17 protein-coding genes and 1 riboswitch are annotated in these 21134 nt (G+C 39.2%); of the genes, 14 read left to right on the forward strand and 3 right to left on the reverse strand.

The window, feature by feature from the left end; translation table 11 throughout:
- Positions 1-13 precede the first annotated feature (13 nt).
- Complete coding sequence (locus tag L1999_RS03190; protein ID WP_235744234.1) at positions 14-982, forward strand: carbohydrate kinase family protein; 969 nt, start codon at positions 14-16, stop codon at positions 980-982.
- 138 nt (positions 983-1120) lie between these two features.
- On the opposite strand, the gene L1999_RS03195 is transcribed toward L1999_RS03190, so the two are convergent.
- Both L1999_RS03195 and L1999_RS03200 read right to left on the reverse strand, forming a co-directional pair.
- The gene (locus L1999_RS03195; RefSeq protein ID WP_235742187.1) at positions 1121-2014 is read right to left on the reverse strand and encodes an ROK family protein; all 894 of its coding nucleotides are present in this window, start codon (positions 2012-2014) and stop codon (positions 1121-1123) included.
- Between the two features lie 42 nt (positions 2015-2056).
- Entirely contained in the window at positions 2057-2491 is a 435-nt protein-coding gene (locus L1999_RS03200) for an ATP-binding protein (RefSeq protein WP_235742188.1), read from the reverse strand.
- A gap of 314 nt (positions 2492-2805) precedes the next feature.
- Here L1999_RS03200 and L1999_RS03205 point away from each other — a divergent pair, with 314 nt between their 5' ends.
- The 4 genes from L1999_RS03205 to hpaB all read left to right on the forward strand — a co-directional run bounded on the left by L1999_RS03205 (position 2806) and on the right by hpaB (position 9597).
- Complete coding sequence (locus tag L1999_RS03205) at positions 2806-3618, forward strand: UTP--glucose-1-phosphate uridylyltransferase (RefSeq protein ID WP_235742189.1); 813 nt, start codon at positions 2806-2808, stop codon at positions 3616-3618.
- 27 nt (positions 3619-3645) lie between these two features.
- Positions 3646-5643 (forward strand): galactosyltransferase-related protein, encoded by a 1998-nt coding sequence (locus L1999_RS03210; protein ID WP_235742190.1) that lies wholly within the window; start codon positions 3646-3648, stop codon positions 5641-5643.
- 369 nt (positions 5644-6012) lie between these two features.
- Positions 6013-7932, forward strand: a complete 1920-nt coding sequence (locus L1999_RS03215; RefSeq protein WP_235742191.1) for a beta-glucoside-specific PTS transporter subunit IIABC — start codon at positions 6013-6015, stop codon at positions 7930-7932.
- Between the two features lie 213 nt (positions 7933-8145).
- Positions 8146-9597 carry a 4-hydroxyphenylacetate 3-monooxygenase, oxygenase component gene (gene hpaB, locus L1999_RS03220; protein ID WP_235742192.1) on the forward strand — a complete coding sequence of 484 codons (1452 nt, stop codon included), beginning with the start codon at positions 8146-8148 and terminating at the stop codon, positions 9595-9597.
- Positions 9598-9692: 95 nt separating this feature from the next.
- Here the strand turns inward: hpaB and L1999_RS03225 are convergent, their stop codons facing one another.
- Positions 9693-10115, reverse strand: coding sequence for an HIT family protein (locus tag L1999_RS03225; RefSeq protein WP_235742193.1), 423 nt, complete (start codon positions 10113-10115; stop codon positions 9693-9695).
- A gap of 258 nt (positions 10116-10373) precedes the next feature.
- Here L1999_RS03225 and L1999_RS03230 point away from each other — a divergent pair, with 258 nt between their 5' ends.
- From L1999_RS03230 to L1999_RS03270, 9 genes are all read left to right on the forward strand, one after another.
- Positions 10374-10814 carry a MarR family winged helix-turn-helix transcriptional regulator gene (locus tag L1999_RS03230; RefSeq protein WP_235742194.1) on the forward strand — a complete coding sequence of 147 codons (441 nt, stop codon included), beginning with the start codon at positions 10374-10376 and terminating at the stop codon, positions 10812-10814.
- Positions 10815-10860: 46 nt separating this feature from the next.
- Complete coding sequence (locus tag L1999_RS03235) at positions 10861-12102, forward strand: multidrug effflux MFS transporter (RefSeq protein ID WP_235742195.1); 1242 nt, start codon at positions 10861-10863, stop codon at positions 12100-12102.
- Positions 12103-12587: 485 nt separating this feature from the next.
- A complete protein-coding gene (locus tag L1999_RS03240) occupies positions 12588-14045 on the forward strand; it encodes an aryl-sulfate sulfotransferase (RefSeq protein ID WP_235742196.1) in 1458 nt (485 codons plus the stop codon).
- 13 nt (positions 14046-14058) lie between these two features.
- Positions 14059-15078, forward strand: coding sequence for an ABC transporter substrate-binding protein (locus L1999_RS03245; RefSeq protein WP_235742197.1), 1020 nt, complete (start codon positions 14059-14061; stop codon positions 15076-15078).
- 18 nt (positions 15079-15096) lie between these two features.
- Positions 15097-15870: an ABC transporter ATP-binding protein gene (locus L1999_RS03250; RefSeq protein ID WP_235742198.1), complete on the forward strand. Its 774-nt coding sequence runs from the start codon at positions 15097-15099 to the stop codon at positions 15868-15870.
- Positions 15871-15958: 88 nt separating this feature from the next.
- A complete protein-coding gene (locus tag L1999_RS03255; RefSeq protein WP_235744235.1) occupies positions 15959-16711 on the forward strand; it encodes an ABC transporter permease in 753 nt (250 codons plus the stop codon).
- A gap of 209 nt (positions 16712-16920) precedes the next feature.
- Positions 16921-18159, forward strand: coding sequence for a beta-ketoacyl-ACP synthase II (gene fabF / locus L1999_RS03260; protein WP_235742199.1), 1239 nt, complete (start codon positions 16921-16923; stop codon positions 18157-18159).
- 205 nt (positions 18160-18364) lie between these two features.
- The gene (gene trpB, locus L1999_RS03265) at positions 18365-19543 is read left to right on the forward strand and encodes a tryptophan synthase subunit beta (RefSeq protein WP_235742200.1); all 1179 of its coding nucleotides are present in this window, start codon (positions 18365-18367) and stop codon (positions 19541-19543) included.
- Positions 19544-19657: 114 nt separating this feature from the next.
- Positions 19658-19736: riboswitch (ZMP/ZTP riboswitch) on the forward strand.
- A gap of 145 nt (positions 19737-19881) precedes the next feature.
- A complete protein-coding gene (locus L1999_RS03270; RefSeq protein ID WP_235742201.1) occupies positions 19882-21081 on the forward strand; it encodes a phosphoglycerate dehydrogenase in 1200 nt (399 codons plus the stop codon).
- The last annotated feature ends 53 nt before the right edge of the window (positions 21082-21134 follow it).

The following is a 21134-nucleotide window of genomic DNA, read 5'->3' on the forward strand; positions in this document are numbered from 1 at the left end:
TGGGGTGAAGAACTTGAGAACTATGTATTCAATTGGTGAGGTATTAATCGATTTCATTCCTCTCCAAAAGGGGAGAGCCTTAAAAGATGTGATTGCGTTTGAGCGGGCGCCTGGCGGTGCTCCTGCGAATGTTGCAGCAGCAGTGGCGAAATATGGGGGAAAGTCTTCAATGATAACTAAGTTAGGTAACGATGCTTTTGGTGACTTTCTTTTAGAGCAGCTTCAGCAGGCTGGTGTAAATACGGAAAAAATTTTAAGGACAAGTGAGGCAAATACTGGGCTTGCCTTCGTATCGTTACGTTCTGACGGGGAGCGGGATTTTTCTTTCTACCGCAATCCTTCTGCTGACCTTTTGCTTCACGAGAATGAAATAGAGGAAAATTGGTTTAATAACGGAGATATTCTTCATTTCTGTTCCGTCGATTTAGTGGAAAGCCCAATGAAGCAAGCACATGTTAAGGCCATTCATTTAGCAAAGGCTAAAGGAAGTCTGATCAGCTTCGATCCAAATGTACGGCTCCCTCTATGGAGAGATCCTGAAGATTGCAGAAAAACAATTTTGGAATTTATTCCAACCGCACATCTTGTGAAAATATCGGATGAAGAGCTCGAGTTCATTACAGGGATCCAAGACATAGACCAAGCCATCCAATCTTTATTTGTTGGCGACGTAAGGGCTGTTATATTTACAAAAGGTTCTCAAGGTGCAGAGCTATATGTACATGACCAACGCTATCAATCAGGCGGATTTACAGTGGAGGTAGAGGATACCACTGGCGCAGGAGATGCCTTCATAGGGGGATTTTTATATCAACTGTTAGAAAAAAATGTTAGACAACAAAGCCTTGAGGAAATCTTACATCAGCATCATATGGAGATTCTTGCCTTTGCGAATGCAAGTGGTGCGCTTACCACGGCAGGAAAAGGGGCCATTTCCTCTCTTCCGACAAAAGAAAAAATAAGTGAATTACTTCAAAAATAGATGGAATGGGCGATATCCAAACAATCATCTCAAAACTCGATTAAGTATGAATAATTTTTATGAGAAAGAGAAAGATGGCAGTGAATTTCTTTACTGCCATCTTTCTCAAAATCAAAATAAGTCCCGTTGCCTATTTTCTTAAAAAGTACGTCTCCTGCGGTGCGTTTGTTTAAAATGATACATAGCACCGATCATTCCAGCGTCATTTTGATGTTTACAACTTTCGATTGGGATCTTAATTTCTTTCCACCAATATAGCTGGTCCAGCTGATAATTAATATGATTTATTAAACCTTGTTGAGCGAAAACCCCGCCGCCGATTAGTATTTTTTGAGGATTTAAGGTTGCAGCTAAGTTGAAAACTCCATAACTAAGGTTTTTAATCCAATCGTCAACTATTCTTCTCACGGAATAATCATGTTCAGCTTTTTGAAAAATAGTCTCACCATCCACTTTTTCAGCTTCATTAATTCCCTTTAGATGTTTATAGTTACGAATTAAGGCAGTAGTAGAAGCATTGTTATGCATGGCATCCCCTGATGACTGCGTAATCATAAATCCAAATTCGCCACCTCGAAAACTATGCCCCCGCAAAAGTCTTCCATTTATAAAAATTCCGCCGCCAATTCCAGTACCAACCGTCATACAAATAAAATCTGTACATCCTTTTGCGTTCCCACTCATTTTTTCTGCAATAGCAGCACAGTTACCATCATTTTCAATTTCAACAGGCAGGGGAATCCTTGCTTCCAGTAATTTTTTAAGATTTTGATTATTTAAGGCTGTTATAGCTCCTGCTTGTTCTGAATAACCCGTATCGGGGTTAATAAAACCCGGCAAACTAACAGCAACCCCCAGCACATTATGATTATTTTGATAAGTCCTTATGGTATTAACCATCCTATCAAGAAATTTTTCTAGATTGAAAGAGGGGGTATCATAGCTTCCTTTTGAAAGAATGGATCCATCCTCTACTAATACGCCATGCTTTACCACTGTCCCGCCAATATCAAAAGCAATATACTTCCTCACCTTTTTTCCTCCTAATTATGCCATGGTTATGTTCTATTACTCTTAATCGTTTACCTTAATGATTTTTCCCTCGTCTGAATCAGGTGTCTGAAATTCCTTGTAAATTTGTTTTAATACCTCTTGAGAAAGTCGCTTCTCCGATTTATTTCGTTCCTTACAAGTTTGATAATCCGTATCAACGTAATAAATCTTTAAAGTAAGTCCGAATTCCTTAGCGACACGTATCCATCTTTTTCGACGATCTCTCGTCCTGTTTGTAGTATCAACAATCACTTTATGTCCACTTTTTAGTAATGACCTGACCATGAGTTCAGCACTTTCCCACACAAGCGGTTCAGCTTCCGCTTTATAAATTTCGCCATGTAAAGCTAATCTGATATCATCCAGAGATACCCGTACCCACCCTTGGCTTTGAAGTATCCTCGCATAAGTTGATTTTCCGCTTAACGGCATCCCGCACATAATAGCCAATTTCATGCTATATCTCTCCCTTATCACATACTTGCCGGCACTCTTTTAGACAAACAACCCGAGTGTATTTAAACCTTCAAGTGCATTTACTCTATGAAATGCAAGTTGGTGCGATTTTGACAGGGACAAATTAACCTGTACGCCTTACGGAAGTAGTAATTTTTGATGAATAACCTATTTTTTGTGTGAATTTGTGATACAAGCCGCTTCCATTTCGTGACAAGTTACATAAGTATAAAAAGCCAAGATAATAATTAATCTAAATTTCTATTAGATTATATTTTTCACAGATGTACATTAAAAAAAGGAGAGGAAAACTTATGGTGAGGAAAGCGATTATCCCTGCAGCCGGGTATGGTACAAGGAGCCTTCCTATAACAAAGGCAATACCTAAAGAAATGTTTCCATTAGGCTTAAAACCGGCCATTCATTATATTGTTGAGGAGGCCGTTCAGTCAGGGATTGAACAACTATTAATCATAATTTCTAATACAAAGCACTCTATTGTAGACTACTTTGACCACTCAATGGAGTTAGAGGCTTTTTTAAAAAGCAAAAATAAAGAACATATGCTTAAACATTTAGAACTTCCAAATATAGATATTTTCTATATAAAACAGCACCATGCTAACGGACTTGGCGATGCCATCCGACTTGGAAAAGAATTTATAGGAGACGAACCGTTTGGTGTGTTATTACCAGATGATTTTGTCATTTCTGATCAAACTCCTGCACTTAACCAATTAATTGATGAATATAAGAAAACCAAAAGTAGTGTTTTAGGATTAAAACAAGTAAAACAAGAGCAATTAAAAAATTATGGGGTCATACAAGGTACAGCTAATTCGAGCCTGATTGAAATTGAAAATATAGTGGAAAAGCCCAAAAAAAATCCACCTTCAGATTTAGCCGTTATTGGAAGATATATATTTACTCCTGCCATTTTTCAATGCTTAGAGGAACTAAAGGAAGGCGTTGACGGAGAATTTCAGCTGACAGATGCGATTAAAAGTTTGCTAGAAATGGAACCGGTATATGGAAAAATTGTATCTGGAGATCGGTACGATTTAGGGAATTTAGGGGAGTATATCGAACTAATGCAAATCATGAGCAGGGAACAATCACTTGAATAATTTCCGTATGAGAAGGAGAGAGTTGTTGTGTTAGAAAAAGTTTCTATTATTATTCCTTTCCAATCGGATTATGGTCCAAGAGCAAAGGCGTTCGAATGGATTAAACGATATTATGCCCGTGTCATGCCGGAAGCAGAAATATGTGTAGGATTAATGTATGGCGGGGAAATTAATAAATCTAAGGCTGTTAACCTAGCTGCTAAAAAGGCTACCAGAGATATTTTTGTCATCGCGGATGCGGATGTTGTTTATGACCCTAACCTGATTGTGAATTCAATTAAATTACTGAATAAGGGTGGCTTTGTCGTTCCTTTTACAGAAGTCTATAATGTTGAAATGGAAGGTACGGAGAGACTACTAAAGTCAAAACCAAATTGGCCAATAGAGGTAAGAGCTGAAGAATGTACAAAATCAAATTGGGTTTATGAAGGATTTGCTGGAAAACTATTTGTCATATCAAGAGAAAACTTCGAAGCAGTTGGCGGTTTTGATGAGCGATTTATTGGCTGGGGTGGAGAAGACGATGCATTTTCCCATGCAGCTCGGACGATTTGTGGAAATCTAATCAATTTGGAAGGAAAAGTATTTCACTTATGGCATCCGGGTTCAAGCTATCAAACAAACCCACACGGTAAAGAGAATGCTAAACTTCTCGGTCGTTATGAACGTGCTAGCGGCGACAAAGAGAAAATAAAGGAACTTATTGAGGAACGGAATAGGACACTAGAAGAACATCAAAATCATACACTAGTTAATTATCAAAATATATTACCAGAATCACCAAAAAGCAAAATTTGTTTTGCTATCCTTGTTCATGAAGATAGGGAGTTAGTCAAGCAGTTAATTGACAATGTCCGATACTATTGCCCCAACAGTACAATGGTTTTATATAACGGGGGGAATGATCCAACACTCTGTGAAGGATTAGGTGTACCTGTTTGTCCTTATAGCCATAAGTTAGTGCGGGGATGGACGACTATTTATTTTATGGAAGTAATGGAATGGTTAGAAGAATTGGGAATTGAGTATAAATATTTTATTAATATCGATTCTGATGCACTGTTCATTAAAAAAGGATATGAGGAATTTATTCAAACCCAAATGAAGGATGCCGATTATATGGGGGTGAAGCTAAGAATTCCTGAAGAAGATTGGTATATCGGAACTGAAATGAAGAAAGACATAAACAGGTGGAAACAATTATTTAACCTCAAACCGTACTATGGAGTTTTTAATGTGGGTCAGGTAATTTCGAGACCGGTAGTGAAAGCGCTGCTGGATCCAAAAAGAAAACAAAAGTTAAAAAATGCTTTAATCGAAACCATTTCTTTTGGTACAGATGAAATATTTTACGTTAACATGGCAAAGGAACTTGGATTCAAGTTGAAAAAATATCCCAATACAATGGACACAAGGATGATACGATATCGTCCATACTTTACCATAGATGAAATGATTTACTGCCTAAATCAAACCGAAATTAACGGTCTGGCTCATCCCGTCATTCGCGACCAAGCGGATCCAGTTAGGAAATTAATCCTTAATCTTGACAAGGAATATAATACAAGACAGTACCAAAACAAGGCATATCCATGGTATGACGACAATCCCCATAATTATTCTGTATCCCTTCCAATAAGAAGTACATTTGGGAATTTAGAACTGGTTGTCCGGTCGAACTCTTCTTTAGTCCATTATTATCAGTTACCGGATGGCAGCTGGAAAAAGAGTGAAAAGTTTGCGAAGGGTGTTACAGGAGATCCGATATTTTTTGAAAATAATTCAGGCCAATTCGGGGTTGTCTGTAAACTAAAAACAGGTGGAATGGCATTTTGGATGAGGGATAACAAAGCGAAGGGCTTCCCTTGGTATGGACCAACTATTTATAATGTAGAGGATATAGACCCGATTATGGGATGTAAACTACCGAATGGTAAAAATATTATTGTATATAAGGATGAGGAAAAATATTTTTATTGGGCACTCGACAGTGAGAGATGGAATAAGGTCTTTCCTTCTAAATAATATAAATCGGTAGAAGAATGTTTTAAATGAGGAAACCAGAATAGTGCAGCTGTTTTGCCGTCTCGGTTAGGAACAGTATCACTATTCTGGTTTTGATAGACTTCGTTTTAATTTCTAGAAAGATGTCATAAATATCTTTGAAAATTTAAAAATGTAAACGTTGACATTTTGAGGTTCCATGCTAGAATAAAAATATAAATTTAATAAAACATTCCCTTTTAGGATTGTTACTGTCCGGCAGGCAAAACCTAAATTACTCAAAGTATGAGAATGCTATGTTCTTATACTCTGAGTAGTTTAGGTTTTTTGTTTTTCTTGGTCTGAAAGCGGATACAAAAACTGTTTTATAAATAAATGGAGGCGTTTTTCATGGCTAAAAAGGATTACACAGGATTAACAAAGAACATTTTGGAGCTGGTCGGCGGGAAAGAAAATATTAACAGTGTATTTCATTGTATAACAAGGCTTCGTTTTAAATTAAAGGACGAGAAAATCGCCAAAACAGACGAAATCAAAAATCTAGAGGGCATTGTGACTGTAATGCAAAGCGGCGGGCAATATCAGGTTGTTATTGGTAACCACGTACCTGATGTGTATGCAACGTTCTTACAAGTAGCGAATATGAGTGCTTCTTCAAACGACGATTCAAGTAAAGATGAAAAAGTTGGAATGGGTGCCAAATTTATCGATATGATATCAGGTGTGTTCACACCAATTCTTGGTGTGTTAGCTGCTACGGGTATGATTAAAGGTTTAGCTGCACTAATCCTTGCTTTAGGCTGGGTTTCAGCTACATCAGGAACGTATAACTTACTGAATATCGCAGGAGATGGTTTATTCAATTTCTTACCCATCTTTTTAGGTTACACAGCAATGAAAAAATTTGGTGGAACCCCCTTTATCGGAATGGCAATTGCAGCGGCTTTGGTGCATCCAACATTGTCAACGTTAACTGCAGGAAATCCACTTTATACACTATTTAAGGGAACGTTATTTCAGTCTGATATTCGCATTACGTTCTTAGGTATTCCAGTCATCATGATGAGCTATGCTTCATCCGTTATACCGATTCTACTATCATCATTCTTCGCAGCAAAAGTAGAAAAAGGGTTCAAAAAAATTGTTCCTGATGTTGTAAAAACTTTCGTTGTACCATTTTTAACGATTCTCATTATGGTTCCATTAACGTTCTTAGTGATTGGGCCAGTTGCTACATGGGCAGGCAGTCTTCTTGGTGCAGCAACATTATGGATTTATAAGTTAAGCCCTATTCTAGCTGGTTTGATCATCGGCGGGTTTTGGCAAATATTCGTTATCTTCGGACTTCACTGGGGACTTGTTCCGATCGCCATTAACAACTTAACAACATTACATTATGATCCAGTTCTAGCAACCACCGTTATGGTATGTTTCGCACAAATTGGTGCAGTTTTAGCGGTTATGTTAAAGACAAAAAACAAAGGATTGAAATCACTCAGTGTTCCAGCGTTCATTTCAGGTATATTCGGTGTAACCGAACCAGCTATTTACGGTATAACATTACCACTTAAGAAACCGTTTATTATGAGCTGTATTGGTGGTGCAGTCGGCGGTGGTATCATTGCTGCTACTGCAGGGAAATTGTGGATGTTTGGTGGAATGGGTATTTTCGTTTTCCCAGCCTTTATCAAATCAGGTTCATCACTAGATATGTCTTTCTATGGAGCAATCATTGCATTAGTGGCAGGCTTTGCCGCAGCATTTATTTTAACGTATCTATTCGGTTTCAAAGATCCAGCAAATAAAGAAAAAGCAACTGATGAACCAAAGGCAGTAAAAGTTTTTGATAAGAACCGTACTCAAGTGGTTGCAAGTCCTTTAAAGGGAAAAGTGATTCCATTAAACCAAGTAGAAGACGCAGCATTTTCAAGTGAGGTAATGGGTAAAGGTGTTGCGATAGAACCCTCAGAAGGAAAAGTAGTTTCTCCAGTTAACGGTGTGGTAACGACCCTATTCAGAACCAAACATGCCGTTGGCATTACATCCGATAATGGCGTGGAAATCCTTATCCATGTTGGCATGGATACTGTTAAATTAGAGGGAGAATATTTTACAGCTCATATCAAACAAGGCGACACCGTAAAAGCAGGAGATTTATTAGTCGAATTTGATATTAAAAAAATTAAAGCAGCAGGCTGTGAACTAACCACACCCGTAATTATCACAAACAGTGAAGCGTATACAGAAATTAACCCAACAGTAAAAGAATCAATCGAACAAAAAGAAACATTATTAACCGTTTATGGTTAATGGGGAAATTAGGGAGCATAGGGACGGTTCTGCTGCTTCGGAAGCAGCAGAACCGTCCCCATGCATCCTTTTTTTTATGCTGTGGGTTGGACATTTTCTCCATTTTAAAACAAGGCTTTTCCAAGCGGAACAAGCTTCTGTCTCTTGCAATAAAATGATACTAACAGAGCTAGTACGTTTTCGGAGTATTTAATAATAGGGAGCAGGGAGAAAATGGGGACTATTAACGGAAAGGATTTTATTGAACGGTTAAATAAGCTGGAAAATGAAATTTGGTATGACGGAGCAAAAATCAAGGGGGAAATTTCGGAGCATCCTGCCTTTAAAGGAATTCTGAAAGAAAAGGCTTCTTTGTATGACTTACAAAATGATCCCAAACTAAAAGAGGAGATGACTTTCCAGTTATCAGATAAAGAAGAACCAATAGGATTATCTTATTTGCAGCCAAAAACAATCGAGGATTTAAAAAGAAGAAGGAAGATGATCGAACACTGGGCTCGATTCACACATGGAATGATGGGAAGAAGCCCAGACTATATGAACACAGCTGTAATGAGCTTTGCCGCCTCGGCCAGCCTGCTAAAAGACAAGGAAAATTGTTTTTCTGAAAATATTCAATCTTTATATGAACGAGCAATGAAACAAGACCTCTCGTTTACCCACACATTTATTACCCCTCAGGTCAATCGTTCTCAGGGATATTTGGAACTTTCTGATCAGCCCATCTCTGCTAAGGTGATTGATAGAACAGAACAAGGAATCGTTATAAAAGGGGCTCGTCTGCTCGCTACTCAAGGGGGGTTAACAGATGAAGTCCTCGTTATTACTGCTCCTAGATTATTTCTAGACCCAGATGAAGTCTTTGCCTTTTCCATTCCTTCAAATACAAAAGGATTAAAATTTATTTGCAGAGAATCATTTGTGGGAGGAGAATCCGCTTTTAATTATCCTCTTAGTTCGAGATATGAGGAGATGGATTCCATCGTAGTCTTTGATAATGTACTAGTTCCATGGGATCGAGTATTTTATTACGATAATGTGGAAGCCGCAACTGATTTCATGAGCAAAAGCTCTTTTCACACCTTTGCCTACCATCAAGTTGTGACCAGACAGATTGTTAAAACAGAATTTATTCTCGGCGTGGCTCAACTGCTTGTCAAAACGATAAATGTTAGTGAATATCAACATATCCACGAAAAGGTTTCTGAAATCATCATCGGTCTTGAAACCATGAAGGCATTAGTAGAGAAATCAGAAAACGATGCCGAGCTGGATGAATGGGGCTTTATGCGCCCTAGTATGACTCCGTTACAGGTCGCGTGTAACGTTTTTCCTAAAATGTATCCTCGTTTCATTGAAATTGTACAACTAATTGGGGCTAGTGGTATGGTCTCATTACCAACCGAGAAATCCTTTGATTCAGAAATTAGAGCAGACCTAGATCAATATTTACAGGCGCAATGTATGAATGCGGAGGAACGTGTTAAGGTATTCCGCTTGGCATGGGATCTTACCATGAGTTCATTTGGTACAAGACAGACTCAATATGAGCGTTACTTTTTTGGTGATCCTATCCGCCTGTCCAGTAGTTTGTACAGCACTTATCTAAAAGATAATCATGTTAAAAAAATCAGTGAATTCTTAAATCTAAATAATAAAGAGTAAAAAAAGAAACAAGTCGTGATAATGGGCATGCACGACTTGTTTCTTTTAATAGATATTTGTTAGGTGATCTTCAAGACTGAGATGGAAATTTTACATTATAAAGCTTTTTTAATCATTTCAATCATATTCTGATATTCTTCGTCTGTTAAATATGTTTTTCCTGGGTTCATTTCAAAAGTGGAACCCCAATTCTCTTTATTTTCATATTTAGGCACAATGTGCATATGTAGGTGATGCAGAGTATCTCCATACGCTCCATAATTAATTTTATTAGGTTGGAAAGTCTTATCTATAGCGGCAGCTACCCTCTTTACATCGTTCATGAAAGCAGCTAATTCCTCTGGGTCAAGCTCAAATAATTCTTTGACATGATCCTTATAGACGACATTACAACGACCCGTATAAGTCTGTTCTTTAAAAAGAAAGACTGTTGAAACATCTAGCTTAGCTATTTCAATCATCAGGTTGTCGCGTCGTTCATCCTTCATGCAATACATACATTGTTCATTTACTTCCATACCTTTTCATCCTCACTATTCTGTCATGTTGTTTCATAAGTCACCTAATTATACGCCTAATTATTGCCCAATGCATAAGAAATAAACAAGGGTAAGCATGGGTAAGCATGGGGACGGTTCTTATGCGTACGAAGCAATAGAACCGTCCCGTTGCTCCCGTTGCTCACCGTAAAGAATTATATGTGTTTAAACAAATATTAAATAAACATATATTGTTTAGGCATTTAAATATCTATATAATTGCGGAGGGGTGAATTTATGGAGTTTTCTAATTATACTTTTTCTGAATCAATGGGGCATCAGCTTGCAGAAGCAACTCGATTAATGAGCAATCGTTTAAATCAAAGATTTAAGGCGAATCATTTTCCAGTCACATTTGAGCAATGGACTATTTTAATACATCTTTGGGTAGAGGATGGACTATCACAACGTGAATTATGTATCAAATCCAAAAAGGATAATCCAAGTGTTTGCAGGCTTATCGACAATATGATAAAAAGAGGGCTGGTCGAACGGGTTCCTCATCCAACGGATAGACGTACAAATTTAATTTACTTAACTTCAGAGGGCAAGAAATTAGAGGAGAAATTAAAAAGAGAAGCTTTCAATAATGTGCAAGATGCAACAAATGGGATAGGCCAAAATGAAATAGACATTTGTTTTCAGGTATTAAAGCAAATTATTAAAAATTTAGAGTAGATTGTGAGACTAATAAGATTTCGCTGTTCAACCGGGGGGAAAAGGGATGAATCTGAAAACAGAGAATAAATTAGAAGAAAGAATTAGTACTAATAGTGAAAAACAAATTGGGATTGTTATCGTACTAGGCTTTTTATCTGCACTTGCGCCATTTTCCATGGATATGTACCTGCCCGCTTTACCTACTTTAACTACAGATTTACACACTAGTACGTCTTTAGCACAACTAAGTCTGATGTTCTGTTTGCTGGGACTTGCATTTGGACAATTAATTGCGGGACCAATAAGTGATGCTCGCGGCCGCCGGATCCCGCTTATTATCGGGATGGTCATCTTTATCGTCTCATCACTATTGTGTGCATTTACGTCCTCCATTGAGGTTCTGATTATTTTACGGTTAATTCAAGGCCTTGCTGGTTCTGTTGGGCTTGTTATTTCACGTGCTGTTGTACGGGACTATTACACGGGTAACAAAATGACCCAATTTTTTGCTCTTTTAATGCTAGTTAACGGGATCGCGCCGATTGTTGCTCCTATAATAGGAGGACAGCTGCTTCGTCTTACATCGTGGCAAGGTATATTCCTCATACTTGCTACTTTAGGGATAGGACTGCTGGTGGGCGTAATCTATAAATTGCCTGAAAGTTTACCGCTAGAAAAACGTCAGACGGGAGGAATTAAGCAGACGCTTTCCTCAATGCAAACCCTTATAAGAGACCGAGTATTTATGGGTTACGTATTGTCGCAAGGTTTTATAATGGCTGCTATGTTTGCCTATATTTCTGGGTCGCCATTTGTTTTACAAAAGTTCTATGGTATTTCCCCGCAGGCTTATAGTGCTATTTTTGCGACTAACAGTATTGGTATCATTTTTGCCTCACAACTTAGTTCTAAGCTATGTCAACGATACGGAGAAAAGAAGGTACTTGTCAGCGGGTTAATACTTGCTGGTCTAGGAAGCTTGCTTTTGCTAATAATGATTCAGGTTGAGGCAGGGCTAATCGGGTTGCTTCCTCCGCTTTTTATAGTTGTTTCGTGTGTAGGTCTCATTGGTCCTGCCAGTACATCTTTAGCAATGGAGAGACAGGGTAAACATGCAGGGAGCGCATCCGCACTAACAGGATTGGCACAGATGGGGCTTGGCGCAATAGCAACACCGATAGTTGGACTTGGGGGCAGCAACACAGCGACTCCCATGGGACTAGTCATTATAATTTGCACTGTTTGTGCGCTTCTCTGCTACCTATTGTTGGTTCGAAGTTATAAACGAAGTTATGAAAAGGCGTAGGAATGTGGCGGGTGGATGGGTAAATTCTTCCCGAAATCAAAAAAAATAAAGAAAGTTCATTAAACCTACTTGATTAATAGGATTAATTATATTAAACTGCAAATAGTAAAACATTTTGAAAATTTTAAAAGTAAGATCCGATTGGTCAACCAAAGGATACAGAAATGATTTTTTTCATTTCTGTATCCTTTTTTATTTTTAGGCTGTGTTAATCTTGAATGTTGATTTCCGCTCCAGGGCTTCGCTTTCCGCGGGCGTGCAGGGGAGCCTTCGCCGCCTTCCGCTCCAACCAACATGCTAAAAAATCAACAAATAACTTTTAATATAGCCTATTTTTAAAAAATAGGAGGAGTCTTGTAATAATTTAACTAGTTAAATAGCAAACTTATCCAATTGGTCAACCAAAGGATATAGAAATGTTAGTTTCCTAATCATTTCTATATCCTTTTTATTTATTAAACTTTAAAAAACAAGGAGTGTTTAATTTGGGTCATCCATCTATTTATCCAACAGGAGCAACAGTTTTTAATCCCCAAAAAGCTTGGAGTGGTTACACGATTTTTCAAGCAGCAGATCATGGTGCCTTATTAATTGATATGAATGGCAAGGAAGTTCACTTGTGGAAAGGACTTCGCGGCTTTCCGAATAAGATGCTGCCAGGCGGTTATGTTTTGGGGCATACAAAACAACGGGATCCTAAATTTAGTTTTCAAGATGAAGCGGATTTAGTTCAAGTTGATTGGGATGGTAATATTGTTTGGAAATTTGACCGGCTCGAATACATAGAAGACCCAGGTCATGAACCACAATGGATGGCGAGAGCCCATCATGATTACCAACGAGAAGGCAATCCAGTTGGCTACTATGTTCCAGGATTGGAATCGAAAGTAGAAAGCGGAAAGACGCTTATCTTGGCTCACAGAAACGTTCATAAGCCTGAAGTCTCTGACAAACCTCTGCTAGATGACGTCATTGTCGAGGTCGATTGGGAAGGAACTATCCTTTGGGAATGGTCCGTAAGTGATCATTTCGATGAGCTTGGATTTGATGAAAGTGCCAAAAATGTACTTTTCCGTGATCCGAATTTACGAGGCTTTGGAAACGATACAGACGGAGATTGGATGCATATTAACTCCATGTCCACAATAGGGCCAAATAAATTTTACGATCAAGGAGACGAGCGCTTCCATCCAGATAATATTATCTGGGATGCCAGAGAGTCGAATATTATTGCGATTATTGATAAGAAGACAGGAAAAATTGTTTGGAAACTAGGACCGGATTATTCAACTCCAGATGTGAAACATATCGGATGGATTATCGGTCAGCATCATGCCCATATTATTCCGCATGGTTTACCGGGCGAAGGCAATCTGCTTGTATTTGATAATGGAGGCTGGGGTGGTTATGGTCTTCCGAATCCTTCCTCACCTTATGGTATAAAAAATGCGGTTCGTGATCACTCAAGAATCTTAGAAATCAATCCAGTTACACTTGAAATTGAATGGCAATACACTCCTACGGAAGCTGGATTCCAAGCTCCATTAGATTCGTACCGGTTTTACAGCCCGTATATCAGTTCAGCCCAAAGACTTCCTAATGGAAATACGCTGATAACCGAAGGAGCGGATGGAAGAATTTTTGAGGTAACCCGTGATCATGAACTTGTTTGGGAATATATCTCCCCTTATAAAAACGGCCGAAACTCGAATATGGTCTACCGTGCTTACCGTCTCCCATATGAATGGGTGCCACAGCTTGAAAGACCAGATGAAAAAGAGATTGTTCCACTCGACGTGGCATCATTTAGAGTCCCTAATGCGGCAGGTATCGGCACCGATTCGGTCGCTCTGGTTGCAGGCACTGAAGAATCATATGAAGAAGGAGCACTTTGCGTCGCAAGAATAGATGAAGCCATTATACGCCAATCAGATAACAGCTAAGGGGATGATGATAATGAATAAGATAAAATTTTCTATTATACTATTTTCGCTAGTTAGTAGTTTACTAATAGCCGGATGCTCTAACTCCTCGAATGAAACATCGGGGAGCGCAAAAGCAGCCAAAGATGAAACAAATACCATTCGAATGGCAATTGATACAGCGGCAGGAGGCTCGCTTCAGTTTAGGCAGGCAGAGAAACAAGGATATTTTAAAGAACAAAAGGTTGATGCTAAGCTTTCAAATTTTGCGATGGGTGTAGATACGATCAATGCGGTTTTAACTGAACAAGCAGATACGGGGATTGCGGCTGATTATGTTGCCATTAATTCATTAGCAAAAGGAGATTTGGTCATAGTAGCTACCCTTACCCGCGGAAATGACAAGACATCGAAGGCCAATCAACTGCTTGCGAATGACAATATAAAGAGCGCGGCAGATTTAAAAGGAAAAAAAATAGGGGTTAATAAAGGCACCGTTAATGAATATGTTTGGGCACAGTATTTGAAAGCCCATGATTTAAGCCAAAAAGATGTCACCTCTGTTCCCTACAGCACACCGGATGAAGCGATTGTAGGGGTGAAAAAAGGAGATATTGACGCCGTATGGGTGAGCGGTGCACTTTTAGAAAAATTTAAAAGTATTGAAGGCGTCCATCAAATTGATGACTTAACCGGGGCAGGTATAACGATTGATAGTTACCTACTTGCCAAAAAATCATTGGTTGAAGAAAATCCTAAAGCGGTTGAAAATGCATTAAAGGCTCTTAACGAAGGGGTCCAGTATGTCCAAGGTCATAAAGAGGAAACAGCCAAGCTGGCCTTTGAACAGTTGAAATTGCCAGAGGATGGTGTGATGAAGGATCTTGATAGAAACAATTATGTTCTTGGCTTTACCAAGGAAGATGCTTCCCATCTGGAGAATATGAAAAAGTGGATGGATGATAAAGGAATATTAAGTAAATCTTTTAGTTTAAAAGATAAATTAAGTTTAGATCCGATTAAGAAGGCATTACCTGAGTCTGTTACCTATTAAGAAAAGGGAGGGGACCTTATGAACACAGCCCTAAAAGAACTCGAAAAAAACTCTGTAATCTCCATTTCTGGGTTATCTCAATCGTTTAATGGCAATTCTACTTATATTTTAGAGAACGTTCATTTAACAATTGAACGCGGTGAATTTTATATTCTGCTCGGTCCAAGCGGGTGCGGGAAGTCAACATTGCTTAACATCATTGCTGGTTTTATCAAAAATACCGCTGGAGAAGTTTTAGTAGATAATGAAAAAGTCTATAAGCCTGGAAGAAATCGAGGCGTTGTCTTTCAGCAAGCGGATTCTGCCCTTTTTCCGTGGTTAACTGTTAAAGAAAACGTTGAGTTCGGGCTAAAAATGGAGAAGGTTCCAAAATCGATCCGTGAGGTAAAGTCCTCCTCCTTTATCGAACTTGTTGGCTTAAAGGGACATGAAGGGAAATTTCCAAAGGAACTATCAGGAGGAATGAAACAACGCGTCCAATTAGCGAGGGTCTTAGCCAATGACCCTGATATTCTCCTAATGGATGAGCCCTTTGGCGCACTAGATGCGATGACCAGGCGAACCATGCAGCAAGAATTGGTAAGAATATGGAAAGAGACAAATAAAACGATTATCTTTGTCACCCATGACATTCAAGAAGCCCTTTTACTTGGTCAAAGAGTTGGCGTAATGTCTGTTGGTCCATCGTCCAATATTTCTACTATCTATGAAATTCCTTTAGCCTATCCAAGAAATTTCACAGATCAAGAATTTCACCATATTTATCAACAGATCCAATCACATTTTGATTAAAAGGAGGGAAAAGTAAGTGTATGCACAAAGAAATGAATTAAAAAGAGATCAAGCTTCCCTGCCGAAAATTCGATTACAGTTTTCCTTTATGAAAATGATCTTAAAGAGTGGCATGTTAGGCTGGATTTTGGTTGTTTTGATATGGAGCATTGCTGCGGCTTTTTCTGATCCCCAGTTTTTGCCCAGCCCATTCGTTGTTTGGCAAGGAGCGGTAGATCTAAGTAAGGATGGCTCGTTAGTTACTTACATGGGCGCGAGCTTCCTGAGGGTGATTATTGGTTGGACGCTCGGGAATTTGATTGCTATCCCGATTGGTTTATTAATTGGCCGCTTTACAGTGCTTAGAGTGTTGCTCGATCCGATTATCAATTTTGTTCGCTTTATTCCACCCCTTGCCTTTATTACCTTATTCATGCTTTGGTTCGGGATTGGAGAGCAATCCAAAATCTTTCTAATCATGTATGCAACCTTCTTTATTGTGATCATCAATACTATTACTGGTGTACTGTTTGTCGAGGAAGACAAAATTCGCTCTGCTAGAAGTATGGGGGCTTCAGAAGTCCAAATTATGTTTCATGTTATTATACCTGCATCACTTCCTTATATCTTTACAGGAGCTAAACTAGCCATGGGCTCCTCTTTCATGGCCATCGTCGGAGCTGAAATGGTGGCAGCGAATGAGGGAATTGGCTACATGATTTGGAATGCAAGACTCTACTTTAAAACGGATTGGATCTTCGTAGGCCTCGTCTTACTTGGCTTAATGGGATATTTTATGGATCGTGTCCTTACTTTATTTGGGAAAAATGTGCTAAAACGATATAATGTTGTAAAAAAATAATCACCTTTCGATAAGGTTTAAATTAAAGCCAGCAGTCACACAAGCAAACAAAGGGACGGTTCTTCTGCTTCGAGAAGCAATAGAACCGTCCCTTTGTTTGCTCCTTATTTGTCCAACACCCCTATTTTCGTTAGAATAGAAGGGATGGACGAAGGGAATAAAGGTATTTGTGATACTTTTTAATAAAAACGGGTGGGGGAGAACGTTTAATGAATAGAGTTGTGATTACAGGTATTGGAGCCGTCACTCCTTTGGGGAATGATGCTTTCACTACATGGGATAACATTAAAAATGGAATTTCAGGTGTTGGTCCTGCAACATTATTTGATATCGAAAAAGTGGATGTGAAAATTGCTGCTGAAGTAAAAGACTTTTCCCCAGAAGCATTTATGGATCGAAAAGAAGCTAGAAGAATGGGACGTTATAGTCAGTTTGCTGTGGCCGCAAGTAAAATGGCTGTCCAGGATGCGGGCATACAAATAGGTGAGGATATTCAGCCTGAACGAGTCGGGGTTTGGATTGGATCTGGAATTGGCGGTTTAGGTGAGTTTGAGGAACAACATAAGAAATTTATTGAAAAAGGCCAAAGAAGAGTTAATCCATTTACGATTCCAATGTTTATCCCGGATATGGCGGCAGGTCAAGTTTCCATCGAACTCGGTGCAAAGGGAATCAACAATTGTTCCGTTACCGCTTGTGCATCTGGTGCCAATTCAATCGGCGATGCCTTCCGGGTGATTCAAAAAGGCGATGTGGATATGATGATTGCCGGTGGAACAGAAGCAACGATTACAGAGATGACCGTTGCCGGCTTTTCTAACATGACTGCTCTTTCAAAAAATCCAGATCCAGCTACAGCAAGCCGGCCTTTTGATAAGAATCGTGATGGTTTTGTGATTGGTGAAGGCGCGGGGATTGTCGTGTTAGAGGAATTAGACCATGCTTTAGCCCGTGGTGCTCACATCTATGGAGAACTAATCGGCTACGGGGCTACAGGAGATGCACATCATATTACAACTCCTGCACCAGACGGCGAAGGGGCCCAGCGCGCAATGAATTTAGCCTTAGCGGATGCTGGAATAGAACCGAAACAAGTGGACTATATCAATGCCCATGGGACATCCACTTATTATAACGATTTATACGAAACATTAGCGATTAAAGAAGTGTTCAAGGACCATGCTTATAAGCTTTCGGTCAGTTCGACAAAATCAATGACAGGCCATTTATTGGGGGCAACGGGGGCAATTGAGGCGATTTTATCTCTTTTAGCGATTAAGGAAGGGATCATCCCACCAACCATTAACTATGAAACACCGGATGAACAACTAGACTTAGATTATGTCCCTAATGTGGCAAAGACGAAGGATGTACAAGTCGTTCTTTCAAATTCATTAGGTTTCGGCGGACATAATGCCACATTGATTTTTAAAAAATTCACGGCGTGACTAAATTAGTGCTTGATTATCTTTAGGCCAAATCATTTTATACTAAAGTACCTTTGGGAAATTTCCGAAGGTACTTTTCTTATTTAGGAGCTATGACCATCCTGATTAAAATAATTTGCTAGAATCGAGTAAAATGTTAAAATAGTAGTTAGAATATTCAGTATTAACTGAACTGAAACATAGATTAGAAGGAGACGAGGAGAGCATGGAAAAAGTTAGAGCAGAGAACAAAGGATATTTTGGTGAATTTGGAGGAAGCTTTGTTCCAGAGGATTTGCAAACCGTGATGAACGAGTTGGAACAACAGTTTTTGCGCTATAAGGATGATCCTGAATTTATTGAAGAATATAAATACTATTTAAGAGAGTATATTGGCAGAGAAAATCCTTTAACCTACGCTGAAAATTTAACGGAAAGAATCGGCGGAGCAAAAATATACTTAAAGCGAGAAGACCTGAACCATACAGGAGCGCATAAGATCAATAATGCGATCGGGCAAATTTTATTAGCCAAGCGAATGGGTGTTAAGCGGATTATCGCAGAAACAGGAGCAGGCCAGCATGGCGTTGCAACGGCAACAGCATGTGCAATGTTTGGAATGGAATGTGTCATTTATATGGGCAAGTTAGATACCGAACGGCAAGCACTTAATGTCTTTCGAATGGAATTACTTGGTGCCAAGGTCGTTCCTGTTTCAAAAGGACAAGGCCGCCTGAAGGATGCAGTTGATGAGGCTTTAGGCGATTTAGTCCAAAACTATAAAAATACGTTTTATTTATTGGGGTCTGCTGTTGGACCACATCCGTATCCAACGATGGTCAAACATTTTCAGGCGATTATTAGTGAAGAATCCAAACGTCAGATTCTGGAAAAGGAAGGAAAACTGCCAACTGCAGTCATTGCTTGTGCGGGCGGCGGAAGTAATGCTATTGGGGCATTTGCTCACTACATTGACGAAGAAGATGTCCGGCTGATCGGGGTAGAACCAGCGGAGGCTCCGACCCTAAGTGAAGGGGTACCAGCCGTCATCCATGGGTTTAAATGTTTAACGTTATTAGACGAAAAGGGAGATCCCAAACCAACCTACTCGATTGCCGCTGGGCTTGATTATCCTGGTGTGGGTCCAGAGCATAGCTATTTAAAGACAAGCGGCAGAGGTGAGTATGTAACGGTTACGGGACAGGTAGCCTTAGATGCATTTCTATTACTTAGTAAGACAGAAGGGATTATTCCAGCACTAGAGAGCTCTCATGCAGTAGCCTATGCAGTTAAACTCGCAAAAGAATTAACAGCGGATGACCTGCTGATTGTGAATTTATCGGGACGAGGCGATAAAGATGTGGAGCAGGTTTTTGGTATGTTGAAAAATAAAGAGAATAACTGATGCCCATAGATAGTCAACATTGCTAATCTTTAAAAAGTAAAAACATTGTTTTTAATATGTTTATTTTACAATTGAAAAGTATTAGAATATTTGTTAAAATACAAATAAATTAAAAAGACCTTGTGTAACTGGCGAAACACGGATAACCGTGAGGGAGCACATGGTGTCGGAGCCGTTCGCCTGGGCAGAGGTAAGGGAAGAATAGACTTCCCTTACCTCTTTCTATATACCAGGAGGCGGTCTTCCATAATATTATAATTGTGAAATTCTGTACAATGTAAAGTTGATTTAGATTTAATATTTTCATAAATTATCCTATCTAAAGAGAGGTATACCAAATGAGCACACTAGTAGTAGACAACGTGAAGACAATTAAAACATTAAATAGCATCGCGGAAAGCGGGCTAAAGGTATTTAATAAAGGGAATTTTACCATTGATAATGACAGTGAGAACCCGGATGCTATTGTTGTTCGCAGTTTTAATATGCATTCACTGGATTTCGGAGATAACTTAAAAGCAATTGCACGTGCTGGGGCTGGTGTCAATAATATTCCCGTCGACAAATGTACCGAGCAAGGAATCGTTGTTTTTAATACACCTGGTGCCAATGCGAATGCGGTAAAAGAGATGGTATTAACGTCATTGATTTCTTCATCTCGTAACCTTTTTGCAGGTGTATCTTGGACAAAGACATTAGAAGGCGAAGGAGACCAGGTGCCTAAGCTTGTTGAAGCAGGCAAGAAGCAATTTGTCGGGAAAGAAATCAAAGGAAAAACGCTGGGGATTATTGGGTTAGGTGCAATTGGTGCACTTGTAGCCAATGATGCGCTCGATTTAGATATGGATGTGATTGGTTTTGATCCGTTCATCTCTGTTGACACAGCTTGGAACTTGTCTCGTAATGTACAGCGTGCCATGACAATTGAACAATTATTTGCTGAGTCAGACTATATTACGGTTCACGTGCCTTTAACTAATGATACAAAAGGAATGTTCAATAAAGATTCCTTCGGCATTATGAAGCCTGGTGTTCATATTTTGAATTTCTCACGCGGTGAGTTAGTGAACGAAGTCGATATGGCGGTGGCATTGGAAGAAGGAGTTGTCGGTAAGTATATTACGGACTTCCCGAATGAAAATGTATTAAAAATGAAAAATACAATTTCCATTCCACACCTTGGTGCTTCTACAGCAGAATCTGAGGAAAATTGTGCCATCATGGCAGCTCGTCAGGTGAAGGAATTTTTAGAAACTGGAAACATCAAAAACTCTGTTAATTTTCCAAACGCTGAACTTCCTTACACAGGAAAACGTCGTGTGGCAGCTTTCCACCGAAACATTCCGAACATGGTTGGGCAGATTACTTCAGCTATTTCCAGCTATAATTTAAATATTGCTGACATGGTGAACAGAAGCCGCGGCGAATTTGCCTATACCATGATCGACATTGAAAATAAAGTCAATGGGGAAGTGATTCCTGGGTTGGTGGAAAAAATCAGCCAAATCGAGGGAATTGTCACAGCCCGAGTAATCTAAGGCTGCTTTTCAGATAAGTTTATCGAAATAGGATTGAAAAAGGCATGCAGGGA

The sequence above is a fragment of the Neobacillus drentensis genome (genome assembly GCF_021560175.1).
Lineage (GTDB): Bacteria > Bacillota > Bacilli > Bacillales > Cytobacillaceae > Neobacillus > Neobacillus drentensis_A.

Coding starts and splice junctions, on each gene's coding strand:
- L1999_RS03200 (WP_235742188.1), bottom strand. CDS start 2,491: ATGAAATTGGCTATTATGTGCGGGATGCCGTTAAGCGGAAAATCAACT.
- L1999_RS03205 (WP_235742189.1), top strand. CDS start 2,806: ATGGTGAGGAAAGCGATTATCCCTGCAGCCGGGTATGGTACAAGGAGC.
- L1999_RS03215 (WP_235742191.1), top strand. CDS start 6,013: ATGGCTAAAAAGGATTACACAGGATTAACAAAGAACATTTTGGAGCTG.
- hpaB (WP_235742192.1), top strand. CDS start 8,146: ATGGGGACTATTAACGGAAAGGATTTTATTGAACGGTTAAATAAGCTG.
- L1999_RS03225 (WP_235742193.1), bottom strand. CDS start 10,115: ATGGAAGTAAATGAACAATGTATGTATTGCATGAAGGATGAACGACGC.
- L1999_RS03230 (WP_235742194.1), top strand. CDS start 10,374: ATGGAGTTTTCTAATTATACTTTTTCTGAATCAATGGGGCATCAGCTT.
- L1999_RS03235 (WP_235742195.1), top strand. CDS start 10,861: ATGAATCTGAAAACAGAGAATAAATTAGAAGAAAGAATTAGTACTAAT.
- L1999_RS03245 (WP_235742197.1), top strand. CDS start 14,059: ATGAATAAGATAAAATTTTCTATTATACTATTTTCGCTAGTTAGTAGT.
- L1999_RS03250 (WP_235742198.1), top strand. CDS start 15,097: ATGAACACAGCCCTAAAAGAACTCGAAAAAAACTCTGTAATCTCCATT.
- L1999_RS03255 (WP_235744235.1), top strand. CDS start 15,959: ATGAAAATGATCTTAAAGAGTGGCATGTTAGGCTGGATTTTGGTTGTT.
- fabF (WP_235742199.1), top strand. CDS start 16,921: ATGAATAGAGTTGTGATTACAGGTATTGGAGCCGTCACTCCTTTGGGG.
- trpB (WP_235742200.1), top strand. CDS start 18,365: ATGGAAAAAGTTAGAGCAGAGAACAAAGGATATTTTGGTGAATTTGGA.
- L1999_RS03270 (WP_235742201.1), top strand. CDS start 19,882: ATGAGCACACTAGTAGTAGACAACGTGAAGACAATTAAAACATTAAAT.